This is a genomic window from Devosia sp. Soil_C_22, assembly GCF_057657195.1.
The window spans coordinates 3,382,815-3,403,209 of the sequence record NZ_JBDGIY010000001.1 but is presented as its reverse complement, the minus strand read 5'-3'; the positions used below and the strand labels follow the sequence as shown (position 1 = coordinate 3,403,209).

Genomic DNA, 20,395 nt, shown 5'->3' with positions numbered 1-20,395 from the left:
GACTGCCCGACGCGGGGCAGGAAAGTCCTAACGGGTGAGTAACCATCGCGGCTTACGCTGTGGTAACCGTCCGTGCGTAACTCGGGCGCGGGTTATGACAGATCATCTCGGGTAGCGACTTTGAGCAGAACGCTCCGTTCCATCCTTCTTCTCGGCGCCGGCGTAGCCATGGCCGCGCTGCTTGTCGGCTGCGGCGGCATCAAGCCGGCCGCCAATGCCAAGGCCATGGCACCGCTCAAGCAGGAGGCGGTGAGCCGGCTTGCCAGCATGGGCTCGTCGCCCGGTGCGGGCATGATGATCCGCATCTTCAAGGAAAGCTCGGAGCTCGAGGTCTGGAAGCAGACCGCCGGCGGCTACAAGCATTTCAAGACTTACGAGATCTGCGCCTGGTCGGGCTCGCTGGGCCCCAAGATCAAGGAAGGCGACCGGCAGTCGCCCGAGGGCTTCTATACGATCACCCCGGGGCTGATGAATCCGAACTCCAGCTACTACCTGGCGTTCAACACCGGCTTTCCGAACAAGTTCGACCGCGCTTATGGCCGCACCGGGTCCGACCTGATGGTACATGGCGATTGCTCGTCGCGCGGCTGCTACTCGATGACCGACGAGTCGATCGCCGAGATCTACGCGCTGGCGCGCGAGACCTTCAAGGGCGGCAATTCGTCGTTCCAGCTGCAGATCTTCCCGTTCCGCATGACGGCGCAGAACCTGGCGCGCCATGCCGACAGCCCGAACATGAGCTTCTGGAAGGACATCAAGGAGGGCTATGACCGGTTCGAGCTCTCCCGGACGCCGCCGACCTGGGACGTGTGCAACAAGGATTATGCCTTCGGCGTGCCCTCCGGCACGATGCTCGATCCGCTGGGCGCCTGCCCGGTGACGATCGCGCAGTCGGTGCCCGAGAACGTCAAGGCCAAGATGGCGGCCGACGATGCCGCCATGGCGAGGGAAGTCGCCTCGCTCGCCGACAAGGCGGGCAAGGCCGCTGCCGATGCGCAGAAGCTCGCCGAGCAGCAGGCTGCGGCCAAGGCGCGCGGCGAGGCGATCGGCAGCTTCATCGGCGGGCTGTTCGGTGGCGGCAGTGCCGACACCGGCGCGGTCGATCCGGGCAAGGTGGCACCGACGCCGCTGCCCGCGCCTGGCGACCGGGCGTAACCGCACTGCTTGCCATTCGGCACGCCGGTCACCATTTGGGCACCGTCATGGTGTCAACCTGCAGCCGTGTGGCTGGCAGGATGTTGGAGTAGCCGGAATGCGCCGTTACCGCCGCCTGGTGCTGATCGACCGGGTGATCCCGTTCCTGGCAGCGCTGGTTGGCCTCGTGGCGCTTGCCGGCGCCGTGATGGTGCAGGTCAACGCCGACACCAAGACGCGCGCGATAGCGACCGCGGTGGCGGAGCTCCGCAGTTCCATCGATGCACTGGCAGCACAGCCCGCGGCCGCCCCGACGCCGGCTGATGATGGTTCGGCCGAAGCGCTGCTGGCGCTGCAGGACCGGATGAACCTGCTCGAGTCGGCCTGGACCGAGCAGCAGGCCGACCTTGCGGCGATGCCGGCGGCCGGGCCTGCCGAGGCCGAGACCGCTGTCGCCGAGATCGACCCCAACCTGCCCACCACGGACTGCATCCCGCTCGGCACCCGCTTCATGGTGATCCCGAACGAGAAATTCCCGATCTGCCAGACCACGGTCGTGCTGGAGACCGGGGTCATCACCGACGACACGGTCAGCTTCAAGCAGACCGGCCAGGTGGTCGAAACCAGCTTCGCCGCGATCCCGGACAGCAAATGCAACGTCTCGGTGTTCTCGGCCGACTCGGCCGGCTTTGCCGAAGTCCGGGTGACGTGCACGTGAGGGCGTTCCAAACGTCATCGTGACGCGGTAGAGCTTAGGCCTCTTAGCGTCGGAACCATCCGTTGTCCGCTCCTAGCGTCGTCTCCAGCTCGGCCTCGCTGCGCGGCATGGCGCTGGCCATCACCGCGTTCACCTTGTTCGCCGTGCACGATGCGCTGGTGAAGGCGGTCATCCACGCGCTGCCGGTGACGCAGATCCTGTTCACGCGCAGCGTCTTCATCATGCTCGCCTGCGTCGCGCTGCGCCGCAGCATCCTCGCCGAGGCGTGGCGGTCGGCCAACAAGGGCATGCACGTGCTGCGCGGTATCCTGACGCTCGCGGCCTGGCTCATGTTCTACTCCGCCGGCCGCGAACTGCAGCTGGCAGAGATGACGACGCTCTACTACGTGGCGCCGATCATCACGATCGTGCTGGCGGTGATCTTCCTCAAGGAGCGGCTGACACTGGCGCGCGTCGGGGCGGCGGCGGTCGGCTTTTTCGGCGTGGTGGTGGCGGTCAATCCGAGCGGCCTGTCGATCGGCCTGCCGACGCTGCTGGTGCTGGGGGCGGCCTTCCTCTGGGCCGTGGCCATGATCCTGATGCGCACCATATCGAGGTCCGACAGCTCGATCGTGCTGATCTTTTCGATGAACCTGTTCTTCACCATCGTCATGGGCGTCGCGTCGATCCCGACCTGGACGGCGATGGATCCGCTGCAGATTGTGATCGTGGTGGGGGTCGGCGTCGCGGGCGGTTGCGCGCAATATCTGCTGGTCGAGGCCGCCCGGCTCATTCCGGCAAGCGTCGTCGGCACAGTGGAGTATGGCGCGCTGATCTGGAGCTTCGTTTTCGGTTTCCTGTTCTGGGGCGAGGAGCCGGCGAGCACGGTCTATATCGGCGCCGCGCTGGTGATCGCCGCCGGGCTGGTGCTGGCCTGGAGTGAGCACCGGGCGCGGCGGACGATCGGCGAGACGCCGTAGTCAGCGAGCCACCCCGTTCGTCTCGGTGCCGGCTATGATGTCGCAGGCTGCCGTCGCGGCGCCGGTACGACCACCGGGTTGGCGTTGGCCTCGCCCTTATTGGGCTGGCCGCTGCCGGTGGTCACCAGCTGATGCAGGCTCGCGAGGTAGAAGTTCCAGGAGTCGTTGCAGACCTCGAAGCACTCCTCGGTGGGCACCAAGCCGACATGGGTGAAGCGTAGCTGCGCGCCGCCCTCGATCGGCGTGATCTCGAACACGATGTCCGTGCCGGTCCACTCGGTGCTGTCCTTGAGGAAGTTGAAGTGGTTCTGCAGCACGTGCCAGACCATCCTGCGGCCCGGCTCCATCTCGGTGATGACGAAGGTGCCGCGGTGGATGTCCTTGAAGTGGTAGTAGAAGATGGCGCCGAGGCTGTCGGTACTGCCCAGCACGTCCTCGGACCACCAGGCCCGTGGGTTGGCGACGGCGGCAAAGACCTGGCCGGGCGTGGCGCGGTCGAACGTCAGGGTCCTGGTGTAGCTGTTCTCGGACATTCCGGTTTCCTTTGCTTCAGGCATCAATTGGCGCGGTCGCGGCGGCTGATCTTCAGCCACAGCATCTGCCCGTCGCCGTTGCGGGCATCCTCGACGTCGGTGGGCTCGAGGCCGATATCGGCCAGTTGCTGGGCATCGAGCGGGGAGAGGCGCAGCACCGTCTGGCGGCGCTGATAGGCCAGTTGCAGGGCGGCGACGATGTGCCTGACGCGATCGAACAGGCGCGGCGTCGTGGTGCGGGTCTCGCTCATCCCGTTGAGGTCGTAGGTGGTCATTTCACTGCTCCTTGGTTTCAAGGGGTTGGTGTTCGTCGTCTGATGGCTAGACTAGGTGCAGGCCGCGGCCTGGTGAGAGTGACAAGTGTGACGGGATACGGATGGACTCGCTGATCACCGCCGCCGGCCTGGCCCTCGCGGCCGGCGATCCGCTCGGGGCGCTGAAGCGCGTGGCGCTGCGCGAGGACCCGCCGGCCCTGGCGCTGCGGGGCATCGCCATGGCGCAACTGGGCGACCTCGTCCGGGCCAAGGGGCTGCTTAAATCTGCGTCGCGGGCCTTCGGGCCGAAGGACGTCGTGGCGCGGGCGCGCTGCACCGTGGCGGAAGCCGAGATCGCGCTGGTGTCGCGCGAGCTCAACTGGCCGGTCAGTGCGCTGACCGACGCGGCCGAGGTGCTGGCGGCCAGCGGCGATCGGATCAACGCGGCGCATGCCGCCAATCTCGAAGCCCGCCGGCTGCTGCTGATCGGCAAGCTCGATGCGGCGGAAGCGGTGCTGGCGGGCGTCGATCCGGCTCCTCTGCCGGCCGCCCTGCAGGCGGCGCACGCGCTGATCTCGGCCGGCATCGCCATCAAGCGGCTGCATGTCGGTGCCGCCCGCGAGGCGCTGACCCGGGCGTCCAGGGCCGCCTATGCAGCGCGCATCGTCGGCCTCGCCGCCGAAGTCGAGACGGCCGGGCGGGCGCTCACCACGGTCGCCGGACGGCTAATCCAGAACGGCGCCGAGCGACCGGTGCGGCTCGCCGAGGTCGAGGCGCTGTTCGCGTCGCCGACGCTGGTCGTCGATGCGTCGCGCAACGTGGTGCGCGAGGGTGGCGCCATCGTCGGGCTGGGGACGCGCCCCGTGCTGTTCGCGCTGGCGCGGGCGCTGGGCGAGGCGTGGCCGGGGGATGTTTCGCGCGACGAGCTGGTCGCCAAGGCCTTCCGCGGCAAGGAGGCGGATGAATCGCACCGGGCGCGCCTGCGGGTCGAGATGGGCCGGCTGCGGGCGGAACTGCAGGAGGTGGCCGAAGTCACCGCCACCGCAGACGGCTTCGTGCTTGCCCCGCGCCGCGTCGGCGCCGTAGCTGTGCTGGCCCCGCCGGTGGACGATGCACATGGCGCGGTGCTGGCGCTGCTCGCCGATGGCGAGGCGTGGGCGAGCTCGGCGCTGGCCATCGCGCTCGATACCAGCCCGCGCACCGTGCAGCGGGCGCTGGAGCAGCTGGCCGTGGCAGGCAAGGTGCAATCCTTCGGCCGGGCGCGGGCGCAACGCTGGATCGCGGCAAGCGTGCCCGGTTTCCCGACGAGCTTGTTACTCCCGGGGCCGCTGCCGGGCGACTAGGACAGGGCATCGACACCTTCGAGGAGAGTTCAGATGAAGCATGCCCACGCAGAAATCCTGCGCGAATATGGCCCGTTTCCCGGCGCCAATGACGTAGCCGGGGTCACTTTCGATGGCACCAATGTGTGGTTCGCCTCAGGCGACCGGATCAATGCCTTCGATCCCGAGAGCGGCGAGCCGGTGCGCACCATCGACGTCGCGGCCCATGCCGGCACGACCTATGACGGCGAGTATCTGTTCCAGTTGGCGGACGACGTGATCCAGAAGGTCGACCCGCGCACCGGCAAGGTGGTCAAGACCATCCCGGCGCCCGGCGGCGGTTCCGGCCTCGCCTGGGCGGAAGGCTCGCTGTGGGTCGGGCAGTATCGCGACCGCAAGATCGTGCAGATCGATCCCGAGACCGGCTCGGTGCTGCGCACTATCAGCTCGAACCGCTTCGTCACCGGCGTCACCTGGGCGGAGGGCGATCTCTGGCACGCAACGCTCGAGGATGGGCAGAGCGAGCTGCGGCGGGTCGATCCGCAATCGGGCGAAGTGCTCGAGCAGCTCGACATGCCCGCAGGGGCGCGCGTCTCGGGCCTCGAGTCGGATGGCAAGGACCGGTTCTTCGCCGGCGACGACAAGAGCGGGAAAGTGCGTGCAGTGCGCCGGCCGGCCCGCGAGGCGGCGTAGGCAAAATGAACAGGCGGGCGATCGGCCCGCCTGTTCAATTCTCGTCAGGCCGGTGTCGGCACGCCGAGCACCCGGTAGCGCAAGACGACGCGGCCCTTGCCGGCGATCCTGGCGTCGATCAGGTCGAGCTTCTGGCGATCGATGACGCCGCCGAATAGCGGCTTCCGTCCCGTCAGCACCAGCGGATGCAGGTGCAGCACCAGTTCATCGAGCATGCCGGCATTCATCAATGCGCCGATCAGGCCAGCGCCGCCGACGACATAGGTCGTTCCGCCGGGTTCGGCTTTGATGGCGCGCAGTGCGTCGAGGTCGCGGACGATCTCGGCGCTGGGCCAGCCGACGGCGTCCAGCGTCGTCGACAGTACCACGTGCCGCGTCGCCGCGGCCTTTTCGGCATAGGCGATCTCCGCGGCGTTGGGCGGGCGGGTCTCCCCGGGCGGGATGGCCTCGGGTTGCTCGCGGATGGATGTCCAGAACTCGGCATAGTCGGGGAACATGCCGCCGCCGAGGACGAAGAGGTCGACCTCGCCGATCAGCCCGAGCGCGGTGGACCAGCTGTCGGCCCAATCCTCGGTGCCGTCGCGGGCTTCGGTGAAGCCGTCCAGCGTCATCTGCATGCCGGCGATGAATTTGCGTCCGTTGTCTGTCACGGTCCTGTCCTCTGGCTGTTGAAGCTGTCGGGCGGCCGCCGGTGGACGGACGCCCGACTGTGGCTTAGCCGCGGCGGCCCTGTCGGGGTGAGTTACAATGCTGGCAGGATTTCACGAACCCAGGCGCGATCTCGCCGACACTCCGGCGTGTGGCGCGCCGGAGTGTCGTGCCGGATAGCTAGAAGCTGTGGCGGCTCTGGCTGCGGGGGTCGTCCACCACCTGGTGCGGCTCGTAGAGGCCGCCGCGGGCGGTCCGGCGCCACGGGCGCGCGGGGTCGTTGGGATCGAGCGTGATCTCGGCGATGGCAAAGCCGGCTCGGCCGTCGGGAAGGCAGCGGGCGGCCCAGGTGCCGTTGGGCGCGGCTATGCCGGAGGGCGCCTCCGCGCTCTGCTCGGCGTGCACGGCGATGCTCGCCCAGTAGCTGTTGCTGGCGGCGTGGCCCAGGATCTCGGCCGCAAAGGCGGTGCCGCCAGTGGTCGAGAACAGCACGCAGTCGACGCCTTGCCGCTCGTACTCGATGAAGCTCTCCGGATAATGGGCCTCCATGCCGAGCGTGCAGCCGAAGCGGATGCCGTCGATTGCGAACGTCACCGGGGTGCGGCCCGGCGTGTACATAAACGACACCTTGGTGTTGGACAGCAACCGTTCGTCGTAGCGCGTCACCAGCTCGCCGGTATCGGAGATGACGTAGAGGCTGCTGTGCGGCCGATGCGGCGGGCTCAACTGGTGGATCGAGCCCATGGCGACCCAGATGCCGATATCCCTGGCCAGGGCGCGGATCGCCTCGAGTTCCTCGCGCAGGGTGTTCCAGTCGCAGCGGCTCCAGTCGGCAATGCCGATGGTCTTAGGGCCGGTGGAGGACATGATGCGCTTGTCCGGCGAGCAGGTGGCCCCTTCGGGGAAGTGGATCAGCCGCGCACCGCCCGCCCGGGCTTCCCGCATCAGTTGCCGAAGTCCGGCTCCGGCGGCCCGCAGCTGCGCCGCATCGCCAGGATCGCCGAAGGCATCCGTCTGGCCCACGGCCAGTCGCAGTGATTTGAGCGGGGTGGGGGGCGACCCGCCGCGCAGATGCATGAGGGCAGTGGTGTAGGATTCGCCGGTCTTTTGGGCGCGGGCGCGCACGCGGCGCTTGAGGTTCGCGTTTTCCGTCATGGTGAGGCCTTTCGCGTCCCGACGGAGTTCCCCAGCACCCGCGCCGAAACGGATCGGACCAGAACGGGCAACCCGAGGCGATTGGCCCCTTTGCCTCCGCAACGGGCCAGGCTGGGGCTGGCCTCAGGAGGTTGGGCGTCGGGTCGACGCCGAGCCTCAGGATGGCCGGAGCGCCGCGATTCGTAAACTGGCTGGGGCGATCCAAAACAAAGCCGGCAGGGGGGACCTGCCGGCTCGTCCGTTCCAGTCGACAGCGTCAGTAGGCGCCGTGGCAGTGCTTGAACTTCTTGCCCGAGCCGCAGGGGCAGGGGGCATTGCGGGAGACGCCGACCAGCAGCTTGGGATCGATCGGCTTCAGCGCCGGGTCGGCCTCGACGACGCCCGCGCCGGCTGCGGCGCCGGCGGCGGCAAAGCCGGCCAGCCTGGGCGCCGGGGGCACGTCACGCGGGAAGGTGCCCGTCACCTGGGTCTCGGCGTCGTTCTCGCCGGTGGTGGGGTCGATATGGATCTCGCTGAGATCATCCAGCGGCGGCGGCTCGGGCTGGCGCTGCACCAGCTCGACATGGCTGAGCTGGGTGGTGACCAGCTCGCGCAGCTGGGCCAGCAGCTGCTCGAACAGCTCGAAGGCTTCGCGCTTGTACTCGTTCAGCGGATCGCGCTGGGCGAGGCCACGCCAGCCGACCACCTTGCTGAGGTGGTCGAGGGTGACGAGATGCTCGCGCCACAGCCCATCGATCGACTGCAGCAGGATCGACTTTTCGACCTGGCGCATGATGTCGGGCGAGAAGCGGGCGACCTTGGCGGCGGCGAACTCGTCGGCGGCCTTGACCAGGCGCTCGCGCACCACCTCGACGTCGATGCCGTCCTCGGCAGCCCAGTCGGCGACCGGCACGTCGACGTTGAGATAGGTCTTGGCAGCGGCGGTCAGCTGCTCGGTGTTCCACTGCTCGGGATAGGAGCGCTCGGGGATCGATTTCGCGATGATGTCGTCGACGACCTCGTGGCGCATGTTGGCCGTGGTCTCGGACACATCCTCCATGTCCATCAGTTCGACGCGCTCGGCGAAGATCACCTTGCGCTGATCGTTCATGACGTCGTCGTATTTGAGGATGTTCTTGCGGATGTCGAAGTTGCGGGCTTCGACGCGGGCCTGGGCCTTCTCGATGGCCTTGGTGACCCACGGGTGGGTGATCGACTCACCGTCCTCGAGGCCCAGCGTGGTGAGGGTCTTGTTCATGCCCTCGACCGGGAAGATGCGCATCAGGTCGTCCTGCAAAGACAGGAAGAACTTGGAATGGCCCGGGTCGCCCTGGCGACCGGCGCGGCCGCGCAGCTGGTTGTCGATACGGCGGCTCTCGTGCCGCTCGGTGCCGATGATGTAGAGGCCGCCGGCGGCGAGCACCCTGGCCTTGTCCTCGGCGATGGTGCGCTTGATCTCTTCGATCTTGGCGTCGCGAGCCTCGCCCTCGAGTTCGGCCGCCTCGCGCTCAATGCGCATGTCGAGGTTGCCGCCGAGCTGGATGTCGGTACCGCGACCGGCCATGTTGGTGGCGATGGTGACGGCGCCGGTGACGCCGGCATCGGCGACGATATGGGCTTCCTGCTCGTGGTAGCGCGCGTTCAGCACGGCGAGGTTGTCGACGCCCTTCTTGCGCAGCAGCTCGGCCAGCATTTCCGACTTCTCGATCGAGGTCGTGCCGACCAGCACCGGCTGGCCGCGGCCACGGGCCTCGGCGATCAGGTCGGCGATGGCGTCGAACTTCTCGGCGGCGGTGCGGAAGATCGCATCATCCTCGTCGACGCGCTTGATGGCGACGTTGGTGGGGATGGTTACGACGTTGAGCCCGTAGATGTCGCCGAATTCCTCGGCCTCGGTCGCCGCCGTACCGGTCATGCCGGCCAGCTTCTTGTAGAGGCGGAAATAGTTCTGGAAGGTGATCGAGGCCAGCGTCTGGTTTTCCGGCTGGATCTTGACGTGTTCCTTGGCTTCCAGCGCCTGGTGCAGGCCTTCCGAATAGCGGCGGCCCGGCATCATGCGGCCGGTGAACTCGTCGATGATCACCACTTCGTCGTTGCGGACGATGTAGTCCTTCTCGCGCTGGAACATCTTGTGAGCGCGCAATGCCGAGTTGAGGTGGTGCACGAGCGCCACGTTCTCGACGTCGTAGAGGTTGGCGCCCTTGAGTTCACCGGCCTGTTCGAGCGCTGCTTCGAGGCGCTCCACGCCGGAATCGGTGAAGGTCGCCGAGCGCTGCTTCTCGTCGATCTCGTAGTCGCCCTCTTCGAGGGTCGGGATCAGGCCGTCGGCGAGCTCGTAGAGGGCAGAGCGGTCGGCCGAGGGGCCGGAGATGATCAGCGGGGTGCGCGCCTCGTCGATGAGGATCGAGTCCACTTCGTCGACGATGCAGTAGTGGTGGCCGCGCTGCACCATCTGGGCGCGGCTGTATTTCATGTTGTCGCGCAGGTAGTCGAAGCCGAACTCGTTGTTGGTGCCGTAGGTGATGTCGGCGTCGTAGGCGGCCTTGCGCTCGGCGTCGTCGATGCCGTGGACGATGACGCCGATCGACAGCCCGAGGAACTCGTAGAGCTTGCCCATCCAGGCGGCGTCGCGGCGGGCCAGGTAGTCGTTGACGGTGACGAGGTGGACGCCCTTGCCTTCGAGCGCATTGAGGTAGACCGGGAGCGTTGCCACCAGGGTCTTGCCTTCACCGGTGCGCATCTCGGAGATGGAGCGGTTGTTCAGCACCATGCCGCCGATGAGCTGCACGTCGAAGTGGCGCATGCCGAGCGCGCGCCTCGCGCCCTCGCGCACGGTGGCGAAAGCCGGCTCGAGGATATCGTCGAGGGTCTTGCCCTGGGCGAGCTGGTCGCGGAATTCCTGGGTCTTGGCCCGCAGCTCAGCGTCGGTGAGCTTTTCGAACTGGGGCTCGAGGGCGTTGATGGCGGCAACGCGGGGAAGGTACTTCTTCACCTGTCGATCGTTCGCCGAACCGAAGATCGCCTTGGCGATTGCAGCCAATACCATTCCTGTCGTCCTTTGAATTTTCGGGCCGGGCGGCGCGAGGCGCCAAAGGGTGCATCCGGCAGGGCGGCGGGTCCTCACCCGTCAACACTCTTTGAAGTGGTGCGACATGTAAGAGCGGGTGTCTGGCTTGTCAACGGAACCTAAATGGGCCAAACCACCGCCTCGCATGGCCCGGGGGCCCGTGCCAGCAGAGGAGACTCCCCATGACCCCATCAGCCAAGCACGGCTCGATCCCCCAGTTCGCGGCCGCGCTGATGCTCGCCACGGCCCTCGCCACCGGCTCCGCCTTCGCGCAGGACACCCCTGCGGCGCCCGAGGCTCCGGCCACCGAAGACCCGGCGGCGCCGGCCCCAGACGCTGCGGCGCCGGCTGCTCCGGCCCAGCCCGCTCCCGACGCGGTGGTCGCCACGGTCGGCGACATGACCATTACCGAAGCCGATCTCGCACTGGCCGCACAGGATCTGCAGGACCAGCTGCAGCAGGTGCCGGCGGACCAGCGCCGGGCTTTCCTTGTCACCGTGCTGGTTGACATGAAGGTGATGGCCAAGGCTGCCCGCGATGCCGGCCTGCAGGACGATGCCGCGTTCAAGGCCCGCATGGCCTATCTCGAGGACCGGTCGCTGCGCCAGGCCTACTTCGCCGAGAAGGTCGCCGGCGCCGTGAACGAGGACAAGATCAAGGCCGCCTACGACGCCTATGTCGCCGGCTTTACGCCGGTCGAGGAGGTGCATGCCCGCCATATTCTCGTCGCCACCGAAGAGGAAGCCAAGGCGATCAAGGCCGAGCTCGATGGCGGCAAGCCGTTCGAAGTGCTGGCCATGGAAAAGACCACCGATCCCTCGGGCAAGCAGAACGGGGGCGACCTCGGCTTCTTCCAGAAGGGCATGATGGTTCCCGCCTTCGAGACCGTGGCCTTCACGCTCGAGCCGGGCACGATCTCCGACCCGGTGCAGTCCGATTTCGGCTGGCACATCATCAAGGTCGAGGAAAAGCGCATGAGCGCGCCGCCGCCGATCGAGCAGCTGCAGCAGCAACTGGCGCAGCAGGTGATCTACGACGAGTTCGAGGCCGTGGTCGCGCCGCTCAAGGCCGCCTCGCCGGTGAACATCCCCGATGCGGCGCTCGCCGCCGCGGTCAAGGCGCAGTCCGAGCCGCAGCAGGCAGAAGAAGCAGCGCCCGCGGCGCCGTAAGCGTTCGGCAGCCCGACATTTCGAAACGCCCCGGTCATCGCCGGGGCGTTTTGTTTTCGGGCTTGCGGTCGAGCGAGCGATAGGCCGCCTCCCTCCCCCTTGCGGGAGGGAACGAGGGTGGGGGTGGCGCGGTGGTCACCGATGGACCCACCCCCAGCCCCTCCCCGCAAGGGGGAGGGGAGCGATGCGGACCAGGTGCGTGGGTCGCCCCCTCCACCGCCTAGAGCGGCCCCCCTCCGGAGAGGCCGTTTCCGCTATCTCAGCATGCCGCGCGCCATGATGGCGGCGATCTGCGGGATGCGATGCTCGGGATCCTCCAGCCGCCCGATGAGCGCCAGCTTCCAGGCGAAGGCCGAGAGCAGGTCGGAGGCGGCATGGCTGTCGACATCGTCGCGCAGTTCGCCGCGCGCTCTGGCCCGCTCGATCAGCGCCGCGGTGTGGACGACACGACCATCGCTGTAGGCGGCAAGCGCATCGGCGGCGACCGGATCGGTCTGGGCTTCGGCCACGAGCGAGCGGAAGACGCCACCGGACTGGCCCTGCCAGAAGGTGGTGAGATTGGTGAGGAAGCCTTCGAGATCGCCCTGCAGGGTGCCCGTGTCGACGTCGCGCATGCTCTCCTTGAGCCGGGCGTAGACATCGAGCAGCAGGTGCGCCTTGGACGGCCACCAGCGATAGATGGTGGGCTTGCCCGCTTTTGCCCGCCGGGCCACCGCCTCGATCGAGAAGGCCGCATAGCCGCCCTCGGCGAGGATAGCGGCCGCGGCGTCCAGGATGGCGTCTTCCGCTGCCGGGTTGCGCACCGAGCCGATGGAGCGGCGCGACTGAGTCTTGGTCATGCACTGTCCTTTCGGGCGGAAGCGCCTTGCGGTCCACGCGACGCGCAACCCACCCATGCAGCTAGATAGCATCGCGAGAGGTATTTCGCCACTTGAACGGCCCGTATCGTTACGTTATGTAACGGACCGTATCGTTCTTATGGAGCTTCCCATGTCTGTCCATGCTGCCGAACTCAATGCCGCCGCCCCGGCCGTGGCCGCCGCCGCTCCGCGCCCGGCATCGACCCCGCCGCTGCCCGTGCGCCTGCGGCTGGCCCTGCTGACGCTCGTCGTCGTCTATCCGTTCATCACGGCGCTGCTCTATGTCGTCTTCCCGCTCACCGACGGCTGGCCGCTCTACGCCCGTACGCTGGTGGTGGCGCCGCTGATGGTGGTGGCAATGATGTTCGTGATCATGCCGCAGCTGCAGCGGCGCTTCGGCCGCTTCATCGCAACCGGCAAGTTCTGAAACCGATGACTTGCACGTGACGGACGCTTGAGGCAAACGGATGGGCCTGATCTGCAGGTAAGGACGCAGAATGGCTCATCCCGTTTCACCTCTGGCTCCCAAGACTTATCCCGAACTGCCCGACATCGCCGGTGTTCGGTTCGCAACGGCCGAGGCCGGGATCAAATACAAAAACCGCACCGACGTTCTTCTGGTGGCGCTCGACGAGGGCACCGCGGTTGCCGGGGTGTTTACCCGCTCCAAGTGTCCTTCGGCCGCGGTCGACTGGTGCCGCGACAATCTTGGTGGCGGCAAGGCACGCGCATTGCTGGTGAACTCCGGCAATGCCAACGCCTTTACCGGCAAGAAGGGCAAGGCGGCGGTGGCGCTGTCTGCCGAGATTGTTTCGAAATCGCTGGGCGTTGCTGCGTCCGAGATCTTCCTCGCCTCGACCGGCGTGATCGGCGAGCCGCTGCCGGCCGAGAAATTCGCCGGGGTCACCGACGACCTCAAGGCCCGACTCGCGTCCGGGCCGTGGATGGACGCGGCCAAGGCGATCATGACCACCGACACCTTCGCCAAGGTCGCGACCGCGACCGTCGAGTTCGATGGCGTGCCGGTGAAGATCTCCGGCATCGCCAAGGGCTCGGGCATGATCGCGCCCGACATGGCGACGATGCTGAGCTTCGTGTTCACCGACGCGCCGATTGCGGCCGACCTGCTGCAGCGGCTGTTGAATCCGGCCATCGATGTCAGCTTCAACGCCGTCACCGTCGACAGCGATACCTCGACGTCTGACACCTGCCTCGTGTTCGCCACCGGCAAGGCGCCGGTGCCGGAACTCACCGCCAATGATCCGCGGCTGGCCGTGTTCGGCGAGGCGCTGGTCGATGTGCTGCACGAGCTCGCCATCCACGTCGTGCGCGACGGCGAGGGTGCGACCAAGATGGTCACGGTCACCGTCGAGGGTGCCGAGAGCGACAAGAGCGCGTTCCGCATCGCGCAGTCGATCGCCAACTCGCCGCTGGTCAAGACCGCCATTGCGGGCGAGGACGCCAACTGGGGCCGCATCGTGATGGCCGTCGGCAAGGCCGGCGAGCCGGCCGATCGCGACAAGCTCGAGATCAGCTTCGGCGATATCCGCGTCGCCACCGAGGGCGAGCGCGACCCGGCCTATGACGAAGCCGCAACCAGCGCCTACATGAAGAACGAGGAGATCGACATCCGCGTCGGGCTCGGCCTCGGGGCCGGCACGGCAACGGTGTACACGTGCGATCTCACGCATGGCTACATCACCATCAACGGTGATTATCGGTCCTGATGGTTCCCCTGAGCGTCCACCAGATCGAAGGGGCGACCCTGACCGCCTGGCCTGCTCTGCAGGTCGCACATGACGGGCTGTGGCTGTGGCGCTATGCGCGCGGCTATACCAAGCGGGCCAATTCGATCCACTGCCTCGATCCGTCCGATGGCGGCTATGCCGAAATCCGGCTGCAACGCATGGCGCAACTGAGCCACCAGCATGGCATCCCCCCGGTGTTCCGGGTGACGCCGCTGACCGCGCCGGAAGTCGTCGATGTGCTCGACGGGCTGCAGTGGGAAGAGTTCGAGCCCAGCCTCGTGATGGCCATGGAAATGCCCGACGAGGATTTCCCGGTGGACTTCCAGGCGCGCTATTTCCACCCCAACGATCCGGCCTGGGTGCGGGCCCAGGCGCAGATGGCCGGTACCGACGCCGCATCGGCCGAGGTGCTGGAGCAGATCGTCAATGCCATTGCCTGCGAGGCAGTGGGCGTCCTCGTCTACCACAAGGCCGGACTGCCCGTGGCGGCGGCGCTGGCGACCGTGGCCAATGGCATCGGCATCTATCTCAACGTCGTCACCCATCCGAGCGCCCGCGGCCTCGGCTATGGCCGGGCGGTGATGGGCGCGGCGCTGAACTGGGTGCGCTCGCGCGGCGCCACCCACTCGGCCATCCAGGTGCTCGAGGACAACACGCCGGCGGTCAACCTCTACGGTTCGCTCGGCTTCGGCGAGGTCTACTCCTACATTTACCGGCGGGCGCCGGACTGGGGCCGGCAATGAGGATCCAGCTGGTCGTCGCCTGCGCGCTGGTCGATGCCGACCGGCGTGTGCTGATCGCGCAGCGGCCCGAAGGTAAACAGCTTGCCGGGCTGTGGGAGTTTCCGGGTGGCAAGCTCGAAGACGGCGAGACGCCCGAGGCGGCGCTGATCAGAGAACTGGAAGAAGAACTCGGTATTTCCACCAAGACGGCATGTCTTGCTCCATTAACTTTTGCGTCCCACTCTTACGAAACCTTTCATCTTCTGATGCCACTTTACGTCTGCCGAAAGTGGCAAGGCGTGCCGCAGGCTCGCGAACATGCCGCCCTGAAATGGGTGCGCCCGCAGGCCCTGCGCGACTACCCGATGCCTCCGGCCGATGAACCGCTGATCGCGCCACTCTGCGATCTGCTCTGAGGGGTGGTAGGGGATGCAGGCACTCTGCACGACGGCGCGGTGCTTCATGGCCAGCGAGGACGGTGCGACCGCCATCGAATATGGCCTGATCGCGGGGCTGATCTGTGTTGCCCTGATCGTCGTGATGACCTCGTTCAGCGGCAACGTGATGGCCATGTTCAACGGCATTTCCAACCGCGCCGCCGACTCCCTCGACAATATCGAAGATATCTAGCCCGCGCCGGGGCCGCCCAGCACGTCCTTGAGGCTTACCGTGGCGCTGCCGCGGCGTAGCGGCTTTTGTTGGCTCTCATGCGGGGCCCAGCCCAACAGCCAGATGATTTCCAGCGTCATGCGTACCCGGCCATCCGGATCGCCGGCGATCTCCTCGTAAGCGGCGGCTGCCGTGGCGATCAGGCTCCGCGTCGCCATCCGGCCGGGCCGGTCGGCGAGGGGGTTCTGCGCGCCGAGCGCCTTCAGCTCGCGCATCAGCCTGAGCGCATCGCCATAGCGGACCGGATAGGTCTCGAGATCGGTGACCGGCAGAGCGAGGCCGGCGCGCTGCAACAGGCCCCCGGCATCGGCGAGTGGAATGAACGGAGCGACGCGGGCGAAGGCGCCGCCGCTGATCTCGGCATCGGCGCGCAGGAAGGCCTGGCGCAGCTCGGTGAGCGTGTCGCCACCGAGCGCGGCGGCGATGATCAGGCCGTCCGGCCGCAGATGAGCGCGCAGCCGCGACAGGAAGCCGGGCACATCGTTGACCACCTGCAGGTCGAACAGCGAGACGATCAGGTCGTAGCCGGTGCGCGGCAGCTCGAGGAGCTCCGGATCGACCAGCGGCGCCTCGGGCGAGCCGAGCACGGTCGAGGCGCGCTCGAAGGCGAAAGCGCCATTGGTCGAGCGGCCCATCAACGGCAGGCGGCTGCCGTCCGGCCCGATGATCAGCGCCTGCTGGAACTCGCGGGTGATGGTGATCAGCCGGGACGCGAGGTCGTCGAGCGCGATCTGGGTGACGAAATCCTCGGCGGCCGGGTCGCGGCGGCGGAGGTGCTGCGCGATGAGCTCGCGGTCGAAAACCTGGGGGATCGTGGCCATAGGCAAGCGGCGCCATACAAATTAAGGTCCGGGTTATGGAATTGGGGGCAGCCAAAGTCAAAGCCGGATCGGCGTTCGCGCGGGTGGCGCGCGGCGTGCTCGATTTCGTCTATCCGCCCACCTGCCTCGATTGCGGTGCGCCGGTCGCCAGCCAGGCGGCCCTGTGCCCCGGCTGCTTCGGCAAGCTGAGGCCGATCACCAGGCCCTATTGCCCGGTGCTGGGCATTCCGTTCGAGGTGTCGATTGGCCCCGATGCGCGTTCGGCCGAGGCTATCGCCGATCCGCCACCGTTCGAGCGGGCACGCTCCGCAGTGCTTTACAACGAGGTGGCGCAGGCCATCGTCGCCCGGATGAAATATGGCGACCGGCCGGAGCTGGCGGGTTTCTGCGCCCGGCTGATGCTGCCGGCGGGCGCAGACCTGTGGGCCGACAAGCCCGTGCTCGTACCGGTGCCGCTGCATCCGTGGCGTCAGCTCGAGCGGCGCTACAACCAATCGACGGAGCTGGCGCGGGCGCTGGGACGCCTCACCGGGCTCGGCGTCGAGCCAACGTTGGTGCGGCGCGCGCGCAAGACGCGCCAGCAGGTCGGGCTTTCCCGCGATGCGCGGCAGCGCAATGTCAGCGGGGCGTTTGCCCCGCATCCCGATATTCTCGTGCGGCTCAAGGGCCGGCGCATTGTTCTCGTCGACGACGTGATCACCACCGGCGCCACGGTGAAGGCCATCACCCGGGCGCTGAACCGCGCCGGCGTTCACAATGTCGACGTGATCTCGTTCGCCCGCGTTGTCGCGGGCGCAGAGCTCCCCATATAACAACCACCCGGCTTTTCCTTGACCACGAGTGCAATGAAAAAGGTTCAAATCTACACGACCCAGTGGTGTCCCTATTGCGTGGCGGCCAAGTCGCTGCTCGACAAGAAGGGCGTGCCCTACGAGGAAGTCGACGCCAACGATCCGGAAGTGCGGATGGCAATGGTGCAGCGCGCCAATGGCCGCCGCACCGTGCCGCAGATTTTCGTCGGCGAGACCCATGTCGGCGGCTATGACGACATGGCGGCACTCGACCGGCGCGGCCAGCTCGATCCGCTGCTCGCCAACTAAGGGTCACAAATGCGCGTCGCCGCCCTGCAGATGAATTCGGGCACCACGCCCGGCCCCAATCTCGACCAGCTGGAAAAGCTGGCCGACGAGGCGGCCGGGCAGGGCGCGACCTACCTGCTGTCGCCCGAGGTCAGCATCGTGTTCGCCGAGAATCGCGACGGGCTGAAATCGGTCGCCGGTCCGTGGGAGGGCAACCCGGCCATCGCGCGCGTTACGGGAATCGCCAAGCGCCTCGGCGTCAGCTTGCACCTGGGCTCGCTGGCCGTGGCGCTGCCCGATGGTCGCTTCGCCAATCGCTCGGTGCTGTTCCGGCCGGATGGCTCGATCGCGGCGACCTACGACAAGATCCACCTGTTCGACGCGACGCTGCCCGGCCTGAGGAATTATCGCGAAAGCGAGACCTATGCCGGTGGTGATACGGCGGTCGTCTCCGACGCGCCCGGGTTCAATCTGGGTTTCACCATCTGCTACGATGTGCGCTTCCCCGCGCTCCATCGCGCGTTGGCCGAGGCCGGTGCCGAGGTGATCGCCGTGCCCGCCGCCTTCACCGTGCCGACGGGCGAGGCGCATTGGGAAGTGCTGTTGCGGGCCCGCGCCATCGAGACCGGCAGCTGGGTGATCGCGGCGGCGCAGGCCGGCCAGCACCAGAATGGCCGCGCCACCTGGGGCCACTCGATGATCATCGACCCCTGGGGCCGGATCGTCACCCAGCTGGGCGGCGAGGGGCCGGGCGTCGCGCTCGCCGATATCGACCTCGCCGCTGTCGCTGAAGCGCGTGGCAAGGTTCCGGCGCTGGACAATGCCCGTCCATTTTCTGTATCTGCCAATCATCCGGGCGCGCCGGTTAGCGCCCGAGAGGACGTCTCCGCGTGATCACCTACTCGCTCGTTTGCGACAATTCCCACAAGTTCGACGCCTGGTTCAAAAGCGCCGAGGCCTATGACGAGCAGTCGGGCCGCGGCATCGTCAGCTGTCCGATGTGCAACTCGACCCGGGTCGAGAAGGCGCTGATGGCGCCCGCCGTGTCGCGGCGCAATTCCGACAAGGTGTCGCTGTCGAGCGGCCATCCGCAGCAGGCCGAGATCCGCGAGCTGATGCGCGCCATGCGCAAGAAGGTGGTGAGTGAGGCCGACTATGTCGGCGACAAGTTCGCCGAGGAAGCGCGCAAGATCCACTTCAAGGAATCCGACCCGCGTGGCATCTACGGCGAAGCCACCCGCGAGGAAGTCGCGAGCCTGCTCGACGACGGCGTCGATTTCCTGCCGCTGCCCAATTTGCCGGAAGAAGCGAACTAGGCTCGCTTCGGCCTGTCCGAAAGGCCCCCTCACCCGGCCTTCGGCCGACCTCTCCCCCAGAGGGAGAGGTGGTGTTGTGGCGCGATCGTGCCTCTGCTTTACCTCTCCCTCGGGGGGAGAGGTAAAGCAGCGCAGCGGCGGGTGAGGGGGCCTTTCTTGCTTTCAACCCGCCAAACGGACGGGTTGATCGTCTCGTGCCGATGGAGTCAGTCTGGCGGCCCTTCCTTCCGACCCCAGCGGAGCAGCCCCATGTCCACTCCCGATGCCGCCCTATCGGGCACGTTCGCCATTGGCGGCGATCTTGTCGTCAACCGCCTCGGCTTCGGTGCCATGCGCATTACCGGCCGCGGCATTTTCGGGCCGCCGGCCGACCATGACGAGGCGATCCGGGTGCTGAAGCGCCTGCCCGAGATCGGCGTCAACTTCATCGATACGGCGGAAAGCTATGGCCCCAATGTCAGCGAGGAGCTGATCCGCGAGGCGCTGCATCCCTATCCGGCCGGGCTGGTGATCGCCACCAAGGCCGGCTTCCAGCGCTCCGGTCCCGATGCCTGGCATGTCGACTGCCGCCCGGATGTGCTGAAGCGCGGCCTCGAGGGCAGCCTCAAGCGGCTCGGGCTCGAACGCATCGACCTGTGGCAACTGCACCGCATCGATTCCGCCGTCGACCGCAAGGCGCAGTTCGAGGTGCTGAAATGGGCGATCGAGCAGGGCCTCGTCCGGCATGTCGGGCTCAGCGAGGTCGATATCGAGGATATCGAGGACGCCAGCGACTACGTGCCGATCGCCACGGTGCAGAACCGCTATGGCCCGACCGACCGCAACAGCGACGACGTGCTCGACTACTGCACCGAGCACTCGATCGGCTTCATCCCGTGGGCGCCGCTCGGCTCGGGCCGGCTGGCGCGCGCCGACTCGGTGCTCGAGGCGGTGGCGAAGCGCAACAACGCTACCACCAGCCAGGTCGCCATCGCCTGGGCGCTGCAGCGCTCGCCGGTGGTGCTGATGATCCCCGGCACCAGCAAGGTGGCGCATGTCGAGGAGAATACGGCGGCTGCGGCGCTGAAGCTGTCGGCCGCCGATATCGCCGAGCTCGACCGGCTGGGCTGAACGAAAGCTGAAACGAGCGGTTCAGGCCGCGTTCAAGCCGGAGGGTCAAAGTCTCCCCCAACGCCGGACGCGATCCGTCCGGACCCAAGGAGGATGACATGCATCACTCGACCATCGCTCCGGCCACGACCGCTGCCGGCACCGCCATCCGTGCGGCGACCCACGAGGCCGCCGCCGTCGCGCTCAAGGCGGTGAAGCCGTTCGATTTCGCCATGGAGACCGCGCTCGACGCCACCTACGGCGCCGGCAACTGGTTCGTCTACTGGGACGAAGACCTGCGTGGCCGCCCGATCCGCGGCACCATCACGCTGGCCTATGCCGACAAGACGCTGGTCGTCGGGTAGATAGCGATCCACAAACGCCGGAGTCATCCCCGCGCAGGCGGGGATCCAGCAGCCCCGCGCTCTGAGCCCAACTGGGTTCCCGCCTTCGCGGGAAT

24 protein-coding genes are annotated in these 20,395 nt (G+C 67.3%); 17 read left to right on the top strand and 7 right to left on the bottom strand.

What is annotated here, in order from left to right:
* The first annotated feature begins 120 nt into the window (after positions 1-120).
* The 3 genes from AC3A6I_RS16475 to AC3A6I_RS16465 all read left to right on the top strand — a co-directional run bounded on the left by AC3A6I_RS16475 (position 121) and on the right by AC3A6I_RS16465 (position 2,811).
* On the top strand, positions 121-1,155 hold the full coding sequence (locus AC3A6I_RS16475; RefSeq protein ID WP_487544845.1) for a L,D-transpeptidase family protein: 1,035 nt from the start codon (positions 121-123) through the stop codon (positions 1,153-1,155).
* A 97-nt stretch (positions 1,156-1,252) separates the two neighbouring features.
* Positions 1,253-1,852 carry a hypothetical protein gene (locus tag AC3A6I_RS16470; RefSeq protein ID WP_487544844.1) on the top strand — a complete coding sequence of 200 codons (600 nt, stop codon included), beginning with the start codon at positions 1,253-1,255 and terminating at the stop codon, positions 1,850-1,852.
* Positions 1,853-1,914: 62 nt separating this feature from the next.
* Positions 1,915-2,811: a DMT family transporter gene (locus AC3A6I_RS16465; protein WP_487544843.1), complete on the top strand. Its 897-nt coding sequence runs from the start codon at positions 1,915-1,917 to the stop codon at positions 2,809-2,811.
* A gap of 32 nt (positions 2,812-2,843) precedes the next feature.
* On the opposite strand, the gene AC3A6I_RS16460 is transcribed toward AC3A6I_RS16465, so the two are convergent.
* The gene (locus AC3A6I_RS16460; protein ID WP_487544842.1) at positions 2,844-3,344 is read right to left on the bottom strand and encodes an SRPBCC family protein; all 501 of its coding nucleotides are present in this window, start codon (positions 3,342-3,344) and stop codon (positions 2,844-2,846) included.
* Between the two features lie 23 nt (positions 3,345-3,367).
* Entirely contained in the window at positions 3,368-3,619 is a 252-nt protein-coding gene (locus tag AC3A6I_RS16455) for a DUF1127 domain-containing protein (RefSeq protein ID WP_487544840.1), read from the bottom strand.
* Between the two features lie 101 nt (positions 3,620-3,720).
* On the opposite strand from AC3A6I_RS16455, the gene AC3A6I_RS16450 reads away from it, so the two are divergent.
* Together AC3A6I_RS16450 and AC3A6I_RS16445 are read left to right on the top strand one after the other, a co-directional pair.
* Entirely contained in the window at positions 3,721-4,941 is a 1,221-nt protein-coding gene (locus AC3A6I_RS16450; RefSeq protein ID WP_487544838.1) for a helix-turn-helix domain-containing protein, read from the top strand.
* A gap of 33 nt (positions 4,942-4,974) precedes the next feature.
* Entirely contained in the window at positions 4,975-5,613 is a 639-nt protein-coding gene (locus tag AC3A6I_RS16445) for a Vgb family protein (RefSeq protein WP_487544836.1), read from the top strand.
* Between the two features lie 44 nt (positions 5,614-5,657).
* Here AC3A6I_RS16445 and AC3A6I_RS16440 read toward each other — a convergent pair whose 3' ends face one another.
* The 3 genes from AC3A6I_RS16440 to secA all read right to left on the bottom strand — a co-directional run bounded on the left by AC3A6I_RS16440 (position 5,658) and on the right by secA (position 10,441).
* Positions 5,658-6,263: a dihydrofolate reductase family protein gene (locus AC3A6I_RS16440; protein WP_487544835.1), complete on the bottom strand. Its 606-nt coding sequence runs from the start codon at positions 6,261-6,263 to the stop codon at positions 5,658-5,660.
* Positions 6,264-6,441: 178 nt separating this feature from the next.
* Positions 6,442-7,416, bottom strand: coding sequence for a carbon-nitrogen hydrolase family protein (locus AC3A6I_RS16435; protein WP_487544834.1), 975 nt, complete (start codon positions 7,414-7,416; stop codon positions 6,442-6,444).
* A 256-nt stretch (positions 7,417-7,672) separates the two neighbouring features.
* Positions 7,673-10,441, bottom strand: a complete 2,769-nt coding sequence (gene secA / locus AC3A6I_RS16430; RefSeq protein WP_487544832.1) for a preprotein translocase subunit SecA — start codon at positions 10,439-10,441, stop codon at positions 7,673-7,675.
* Between the two features lie 203 nt (positions 10,442-10,644).
* On the opposite strand from secA, the gene AC3A6I_RS16425 reads away from it, so the two are divergent.
* Positions 10,645-11,631: a peptidylprolyl isomerase gene (locus tag AC3A6I_RS16425; RefSeq protein WP_487544831.1), complete on the top strand. Its 987-nt coding sequence runs from the start codon at positions 10,645-10,647 to the stop codon at positions 11,629-11,631.
* 254 nt (positions 11,632-11,885) lie between these two features.
* Here the strand turns inward: AC3A6I_RS16425 and AC3A6I_RS16420 are convergent, their stop codons facing one another.
* The gene (locus AC3A6I_RS16420; RefSeq protein WP_487544830.1) at positions 11,886-12,470 is read right to left on the bottom strand and encodes a TetR/AcrR family transcriptional regulator; all 585 of its coding nucleotides are present in this window, start codon (positions 12,468-12,470) and stop codon (positions 11,886-11,888) included.
* Positions 12,471-12,621: 151 nt separating this feature from the next.
* On the opposite strand from AC3A6I_RS16420, the gene AC3A6I_RS16415 reads away from it, so the two are divergent.
* From AC3A6I_RS16415 to AC3A6I_RS16395, 5 genes are all read left to right on the top strand, one after another.
* Positions 12,622-12,918 carry a hypothetical protein gene (locus AC3A6I_RS16415; protein WP_487544829.1) on the top strand — a complete coding sequence of 99 codons (297 nt, stop codon included), beginning with the start codon at positions 12,622-12,624 and terminating at the stop codon, positions 12,916-12,918.
* Positions 12,919-12,988: 70 nt separating this feature from the next.
* A complete protein-coding gene (gene argJ / locus AC3A6I_RS16410; RefSeq protein ID WP_487544828.1) occupies positions 12,989-14,218 on the top strand; it encodes a bifunctional glutamate N-acetyltransferase/amino-acid acetyltransferase ArgJ in 1,230 nt (409 codons plus the stop codon).
* The gene (locus AC3A6I_RS16405) at positions 14,218-14,982 is read left to right on the top strand and encodes a GNAT family N-acetyltransferase (RefSeq protein WP_487544827.1); all 765 of its coding nucleotides are present in this window, start codon (positions 14,218-14,220) and stop codon (positions 14,980-14,982) included. Before argJ ends, AC3A6I_RS16405 begins: the two co-directional genes overlap by 1 nt.
* Entirely contained in the window at positions 14,979-15,377 is a 399-nt protein-coding gene (locus AC3A6I_RS16400) for a (deoxy)nucleoside triphosphate pyrophosphohydrolase (RefSeq protein WP_487544826.1), read from the top strand. Before AC3A6I_RS16405 ends, AC3A6I_RS16400 begins: the two co-directional genes overlap by 4 nt.
* A gap of 13 nt (positions 15,378-15,390) precedes the next feature.
* Positions 15,391-15,591: a Flp family type IVb pilin gene (locus AC3A6I_RS16395; protein WP_487544825.1), complete on the top strand. Its 201-nt coding sequence runs from the start codon at positions 15,391-15,393 to the stop codon at positions 15,589-15,591.
* Here the strand turns inward: AC3A6I_RS16395 and AC3A6I_RS16390 are convergent.
* Positions 15,588-16,451: a malonyl-ACP O-methyltransferase BioC gene (locus AC3A6I_RS16390; RefSeq protein ID WP_487544824.1), complete on the bottom strand. Its 864-nt coding sequence runs from the start codon at positions 16,449-16,451 to the stop codon at positions 15,588-15,590. The two genes, AC3A6I_RS16395 and AC3A6I_RS16390, sit on opposite strands and share 4 nt — an antisense overlap.
* 35 nt (positions 16,452-16,486) lie before the next feature.
* Between AC3A6I_RS16390 and AC3A6I_RS16385 the strand changes: the two genes are divergently transcribed.
* The 6 genes from AC3A6I_RS16385 to AC3A6I_RS16360 all read left to right on the top strand — a co-directional run bounded on the left by AC3A6I_RS16385 (position 16,487) and on the right by AC3A6I_RS16360 (position 20,300).
* Positions 16,487-17,263 carry a ComF family protein gene (locus AC3A6I_RS16385; RefSeq protein ID WP_487544823.1) on the top strand — a complete coding sequence of 259 codons (777 nt, stop codon included), beginning with the start codon at positions 16,487-16,489 and terminating at the stop codon, positions 17,261-17,263.
* A gap of 33 nt (positions 17,264-17,296) precedes the next feature.
* Positions 17,297-17,551 (top strand): glutaredoxin 3, encoded by a 255-nt coding sequence (grxC, locus tag AC3A6I_RS16380; protein ID WP_487544822.1) that lies wholly within the window; start codon positions 17,297-17,299, stop codon positions 17,549-17,551.
* Positions 17,552-17,560: 9 nt separating this feature from the next.
* Entirely contained in the window at positions 17,561-18,424 is an 864-nt protein-coding gene (locus AC3A6I_RS16375; RefSeq protein ID WP_487544821.1) for a carbon-nitrogen hydrolase family protein, read from the top strand.
* Positions 18,421-18,846, top strand: a complete 426-nt coding sequence (locus AC3A6I_RS16370; protein WP_487544820.1) for a DUF1178 family protein — start codon at positions 18,421-18,423, stop codon at positions 18,844-18,846. Before AC3A6I_RS16375 ends, AC3A6I_RS16370 begins: the two co-directional genes overlap by 4 nt.
* A 249-nt stretch (positions 18,847-19,095) precedes the next feature.
* Positions 19,096-19,956: an aldo/keto reductase gene (locus AC3A6I_RS16365; protein WP_487544818.1), complete on the top strand. Its 861-nt coding sequence runs from the start codon at positions 19,096-19,098 to the stop codon at positions 19,954-19,956.
* A 98-nt stretch (positions 19,957-20,054) separates the two neighbouring features.
* Positions 20,055-20,300 (top strand): hypothetical protein, encoded by a 246-nt coding sequence (locus AC3A6I_RS16360; RefSeq protein ID WP_487544817.1) that lies wholly within the window; start codon positions 20,055-20,057, stop codon positions 20,298-20,300.
* Positions 20,301-20,395: the final 95 nt, after the last annotated feature.

Coding starts and splice junctions, on each gene's coding strand:
- AC3A6I_RS16470 (WP_487544844.1), top strand. CDS start 1,253: ATGCGCCGTTACCGCCGCCTGGTGCTGATCGACCGGGTGATCCCGTTC.
- AC3A6I_RS16460 (WP_487544842.1), bottom strand. CDS start 3,344: ATGTCCGAGAACAGCTACACCAGGACCCTGACGTTCGACCGCGCCACG.
- AC3A6I_RS16455 (WP_487544840.1), bottom strand. CDS start 3,619: ATGACCACCTACGACCTCAACGGGATGAGCGAGACCCGCACCACGACG.
- AC3A6I_RS16450 (WP_487544838.1), top strand. CDS start 3,721: ATGGACTCGCTGATCACCGCCGCCGGCCTGGCCCTCGCGGCCGGCGAT.
- AC3A6I_RS16445 (WP_487544836.1), top strand. CDS start 4,975: ATGAAGCATGCCCACGCAGAAATCCTGCGCGAATATGGCCCGTTTCCC.
- AC3A6I_RS16435 (WP_487544834.1), bottom strand. CDS start 7,416: ATGACGGAAAACGCGAACCTCAAGCGCCGCGTGCGCGCCCGCGCCCAA.
- secA (WP_487544832.1), bottom strand. CDS start 10,441: ATGGTATTGGCTGCAATCGCCAAGGCGATCTTCGGTTCGGCGAACGAT.
- AC3A6I_RS16425 (WP_487544831.1), top strand. CDS start 10,645: ATGACCCCATCAGCCAAGCACGGCTCGATCCCCCAGTTCGCGGCCGCG.
- AC3A6I_RS16420 (WP_487544830.1), bottom strand. CDS start 12,470: ATGACCAAGACTCAGTCGCGCCGCTCCATCGGCTCGGTGCGCAACCCG.
- AC3A6I_RS16415 (WP_487544829.1), top strand. CDS start 12,622: ATGTCTGTCCATGCTGCCGAACTCAATGCCGCCGCCCCGGCCGTGGCC.
- argJ (WP_487544828.1), top strand. CDS start 12,989: ATGGCTCATCCCGTTTCACCTCTGGCTCCCAAGACTTATCCCGAACTG.
- AC3A6I_RS16405 (WP_487544827.1), top strand. CDS start 14,218: ATGGTTCCCCTGAGCGTCCACCAGATCGAAGGGGCGACCCTGACCGCC.
- AC3A6I_RS16400 (WP_487544826.1), top strand. CDS start 14,979: ATGAGGATCCAGCTGGTCGTCGCCTGCGCGCTGGTCGATGCCGACCGG.
- AC3A6I_RS16395 (WP_487544825.1), top strand. CDS start 15,391: ATGCAGGCACTCTGCACGACGGCGCGGTGCTTCATGGCCAGCGAGGAC.
- AC3A6I_RS16390 (WP_487544824.1), bottom strand. CDS start 16,451: ATGGCCACGATCCCCCAGGTTTTCGACCGCGAGCTCATCGCGCAGCAC.
- AC3A6I_RS16385 (WP_487544823.1), top strand. CDS start 16,487: ATGGAATTGGGGGCAGCCAAAGTCAAAGCCGGATCGGCGTTCGCGCGG.
- grxC (WP_487544822.1), top strand. CDS start 17,297: ATGAAAAAGGTTCAAATCTACACGACCCAGTGGTGTCCCTATTGCGTG.
- AC3A6I_RS16375 (WP_487544821.1), top strand. CDS start 17,561: ATGCGCGTCGCCGCCCTGCAGATGAATTCGGGCACCACGCCCGGCCCC.
- AC3A6I_RS16365 (WP_487544818.1), top strand. CDS start 19,096: ATGTCCACTCCCGATGCCGCCCTATCGGGCACGTTCGCCATTGGCGGC.
- AC3A6I_RS16360 (WP_487544817.1), top strand. CDS start 20,055: ATGCATCACTCGACCATCGCTCCGGCCACGACCGCTGCCGGCACCGCC.